Here is a 1,644-nt window from a genome sequence, read left to right as displayed (position 1 = left end):
AAGTGGGGTCGGTGAGATTTGAACTCACGATCGACGGGTCTCTCCGACATGCGTGAGCACTAATTGCATCAGTGCTCCAACGGGTCATCATCAGTTTATCAGCAGACCCATTGTTCATCATACGCAAAGACCGTTGGAGCCCGTCGCCATGCCGGACTAGGCCACGACCCCTCACACAGAATTGCATACTAACGTCGATGCCCAGTGTAATAATAATTGTGATTGGATCGTGATTCATAAGTAGATATAAGAAAAGATATCCTACTGATGATTCAGGACAGCTACTCCAGCGGTATCTCCGATATCCCTCTCATGGGGATGACAATTGGAGATATGTTTGACTCAACAGTCGACAAATATCCGGAAAATGAGGCAATTGTCTCTGTCGAACAGGATATCCGCTGGACATACGCAGAGTTCAAAACCCGCGTGGAGATGCTGGCCCGCAGTCTGATGTCAATTGGTGTCAAAAAAGGTGACCGCGTCGGTATCTGGGCAATGAATAATGCTGAATGGATTCTTGTTCAGTTTGCCACAGCCAAGATCGGCGCACTTATGGTTAATATCAATCCGGCCTACCGTACGTTTGAGCTGGATTATGCACTCAAACAGGCAGAATTGCATACCCTTATTCTGCAGGGCCGGTTTAAGTCATCGGATTATGTTGGCATGTTCTATGAGGCCTGTCCGGAAGCAATTGAGAGCAGGCCGGGTAAATTATCCAGTGAAAAGTATCCGTTTCTTCGAAATGTGGTATTTATGGGGGATATTCCCTATAACGGGATGTTTACCTGGGATGAAATAATGGAGAAAGGGGAAAATATCAGTCCTGATGAACTTCATGAACGTGAAGAGTCTCTCTCATTTGATGATCCAATCAATATTCAGTATACGTCAGGTACGACAGGCTACCCGAAGGGGGTGGTGTTAACCCATCATAATGTGGTGAATAATAGTTACTGTATCGGGGAAGGGATGTCTTTTACCAGCAATGACCGTCTCTGTATTCCTGTACCGTTTTATCATTGTTTTGGGATGGTGCTATCGAATCTGGTATGTGTGACTCATGGTGCAACCATGGTCCTGCCATCAGCGGCATTTGATGCTGAGGCGGTTCTGAAGACGGTGCAGGATGAGAGATGCACAGCATTACATGGTGTCCCTACCATGTTTATCGCTGAACTGAAGCATCCGAATTTTACCAAATATCGGTATGACACCCTCAGGACAGGGATTATGGCAGGTTCTCCCTGTCCGACTGAGTATATGCGGGCCGTCTCTGAAAAGATGAACATGACCGATGTTGTTATTGTCTACGGTCAGACCGAGACCTCGCCGGGGGTGACCATGACGACAACACAGGATCCGATTGAAAGGCGTGTGTCAACCGTTGGCAAGGCATTCCCTCATGTGGAAATTAAGATCACTGACCCGCAGACGCAGCATATTGTGCCGCGTGGTATGCCGGGGGAGATCTGTGCGCGTGGGTATGTGGTCATGAAATGCTACTACAACAATCCCAGTGCGACACGCTCAACGATTGATGCGGACCGGTGGAACCATACCGGTGACCTTGGCATTACGGATGAAGAGGGGTATGTGCGGATTGTCGGGAGAATCAAGGAGATGGTCATTCGTGGCGGA

At 48.2% G+C, this 1,644-nt stretch carries 1 protein-coding gene and 1 tRNA gene; one reads left to right on the top strand and one right to left on the bottom strand.

Going from position 1 to position 1,644, the window contains the following annotated elements; translation table 11 throughout:
* Window positions 1-3 precede the first annotated feature (3 nt).
* Window positions 4-171, bottom strand: a tRNA-Trp gene (locus tag MKMG_RS11370).
* Window positions 172-267: 96 nt separating this feature from the next.
* Here MKMG_RS11370 and MKMG_RS11365 point away from each other — a divergent pair.
* Window positions 268-1,644, top strand: a 1,377-nt coding sequence (locus MKMG_RS11365) for an AMP-binding protein (RefSeq protein ID WP_165078057.1), incomplete at its 3' end; no start/stop codon positions are given.

The sequence above is a fragment of the Methanogenium sp. MK-MG genome (assembly GCF_009914725.1).
Lineage (GTDB): Archaea > Halobacteriota > Methanomicrobia > Methanomicrobiales > Methanomicrobiaceae > Methanogenium.
The sequence above is the reverse complement of the archived record's forward strand: the minus strand, read 5'-3'. Positions and strand labels throughout refer to the sequence as shown.